Raw genomic sequence first — 2,155 nt, 5'->3', positions numbered from 1 at the left:
CTGGCGTTTTATGGAGCGTACTCTCTGATGGAGTTCAGAGAACAACCAAGACAGCGATGACAGTTCGCTGTAAGTCTGTAGAACAGCCGGGCTGGCTTGCCCTAAGTGCAACACTTCTATGAACCAAATGCTCAAGAAAAGACTAATGTGCGCTTTCCAGCTCACGCACGAGCTGGTGACGCACTTGGAGGAGCCGTCCCTGCGCCTGGACTTGCCGGAGCTGCCGTCCAACCGTATCTCGGGACAGCTCTGGTGTATTATCGGGGCGCGAGAGAGCTACCTTACGGCGATACAAAACGGCGGCTGGCAAGGATTTGGGTGCAGTCTCCAGGAGCCGCAGGTGAAACAAGCCGTACTGGCCGCGCTGGAGGCGACGCAACAGCAGCTTGGCGAGCTGGACTTTGTGGACTTCACTGAGGCGCAACTAGAGCTCGCTTTTGCGCTCCTGGAGCACGAGGTGCAGCACCACGGACAGCTCATTCGCTTTGTCTACGGCAATGGGCTGACGTTTCCTGCGAGCTGGAACAAGCGCTACACCGTATGACAATCCGTCGAACACACCTCCTCTGGATTGACTGCACGGGTGGCTTTCTGGTGGGGGTGGCCGTCTTGCTTGCCCGAGGCTGGCTGGCCAGACTCTATGCCCTCCCCGATAACCTCCTGCTGGTAATGGGAGCTTGCAATCTGGCATACGCCTGCTTCTCGTACTTGCTCGCCGTGGCACCGCGCTACCGGACAAAATCTCGAATCGGCGCACTGGCCCTCGCCAATCTCTGCTGGGCGGTCGGCTGTTTTGTTATGGGCGCTATCTACCTGCGGGTAGCCAGCGTCTTTGGGCTGGTGCATCTGATAGGCGAGGGAATCTATGTGGGAGCGCTGGGCATACTAGAGTGGCGCACGCGGGAGGCGCTGGCAATGCGGTAAAATCCAACGGAGGATTTTAAGAACTATGTCTGGCCATAGCAAGTGGCATAATATTCGGTTGCGTAAGGGCAAGCAAGACGCGGTGCGCGGCAAGCTCTTCACCAAGCTGGCAAAAGAGATCATCATGGCGGCCAAGGGCGGCGGCAACCCGGACACCAATATCCGGCTACGCATGGCGGTTCAGACGGCCAAGCAGAGCTCGGTGCCTGCCGATACGATCAAGCGAGCGATCCAGCGGGGAACCGGGGAGCTAGATGGCGGCAACTTAGACGAGCGCACGTTCGAAGGCTACGGCCCCGGCGGGGTTGCGATTATCGTGGAGTGCCTCACCGACAACATCAACCGCACGTTCCCCGAGATTCGAAGCGCCTTTGCCAAGAATGGCGGGCGTATCGGCGAGTCGGGGAGCGTGGGGTATATGTTCGAGCGCAAGGGCATTATGGTGATTGATCCTGGCGTGACGACCGAAGAGACGCTGATGGAAGTGGCCATCGAGGCGGGTGCGGAAGATGTCCAGCCCACCGACGATGGCGGCTTTGAGATCACGACGGAGTTCACGGACTTCGCCACAGTGCGCGACGCCTTAGACGCTGCCAAGATCGCCACGTCCTCGGCAGAGATCCAGCAGATCCCCACCACGATGGCCGAGCTGGATGTGGCCGAGCAGAAGAAAGTCCTCAAGCTTCTGGATGCACTTGAGGACAACGACGACGTGCAGAATGTCTACCACAACCTGGAGTTTAGCGACGAAGCCCTCGAAGACTGACCTCTCTGTCACCCCAGAAACGAGCGAGGATTTCTCCTCGCTCGTTTTAGTTTGCCCCAGCGTCAGAGTTTTAAGAATCCGAAGGAGCAGCTTCTCGATACGCTCCGCCGAAAGCTCCGCCGTAGCCGGGGCACGCAACAACAGCGCCATGAGAGCATCCGCTTCCTGTCGGGTCAGTGTGATGGTCACCTCAGAGATCATCGTGTGAGTTTCTGATTCCATAAGACAATAGGAACCTTACGCCTCCTGCTTACGCCCACGCCGCCGCACTAGCACCAGCGTGCCACCGAGAGCAAGAAACGCAAGCGTACCAGGTTCTGGAGCGGAGGAAAAGGCCATACCTGTAGGGCCGTTCAGGTTTGTGCTAATGCTACTCTGGAAGACACCTGCGGAGCTGAAGAGGCTAACTGTGTTATTGCTATAATTTGAGACAGCGAGGTTCCCCACAGAATTAAATGCGAGGCC

At 57.9% G+C, this 2,155-nt stretch carries 4 protein-coding genes; 3 read left to right on the top strand and 1 reads right to left on the bottom strand.

Annotation, left to right across the window (positions count from 1 at the left end):
* Window positions 1–118: 118 nt before the first annotated feature.
* The 3 genes from RMO15_RS30185 to RMO15_RS30175 are packed head-to-tail and all read left to right on the top strand — an operon-like array spanning window position 119 to window position 1,690.
* Complete coding sequence (locus tag RMO15_RS30185; RefSeq protein WP_309721966.1) at window positions 119–544, top strand: hypothetical protein; 426 nt, start codon at window positions 119–121, stop codon at window positions 542–544.
* A complete protein-coding gene (locus tag RMO15_RS30180; protein WP_309721964.1) occupies window positions 541–924 on the top strand; it encodes a hypothetical protein in 384 nt (127 codons plus the stop codon). The genes RMO15_RS30185 and RMO15_RS30180 overlap by 4 nt, the downstream gene beginning before the upstream one ends.
* Window positions 925–949: 25 nt before the next feature.
* Window positions 950–1,690: a YebC/PmpR family DNA-binding transcriptional regulator gene (locus tag RMO15_RS30175; RefSeq protein ID WP_309721961.1), complete on the top strand. Its 741-nt coding sequence runs from the start codon at window positions 950–952 to the stop codon at window positions 1,688–1,690.
* A gap of 237 nt (window positions 1,691–1,927) precedes the next feature.
* Here RMO15_RS30175 and RMO15_RS30170 read toward each other — a convergent pair.
* Window positions 1,928–2,155: PEP-CTERM sorting domain-containing protein (locus tag RMO15_RS30170; protein ID WP_309721958.1), on the bottom strand; the 228-nt coding region annotated here is incomplete at its 5' end.

Origin of the sequence: Armatimonas sp., assembly GCF_031410135.1 — a bacterium.
Classification (GTDB): Bacteria; Armatimonadota; Armatimonadia; order Armatimonadales; family Armatimonadaceae; genus Armatimonas.
Note: the sequence above shows the minus strand (reverse complement) of the source record. Positions and strands in the feature narration are given on the sequence as shown.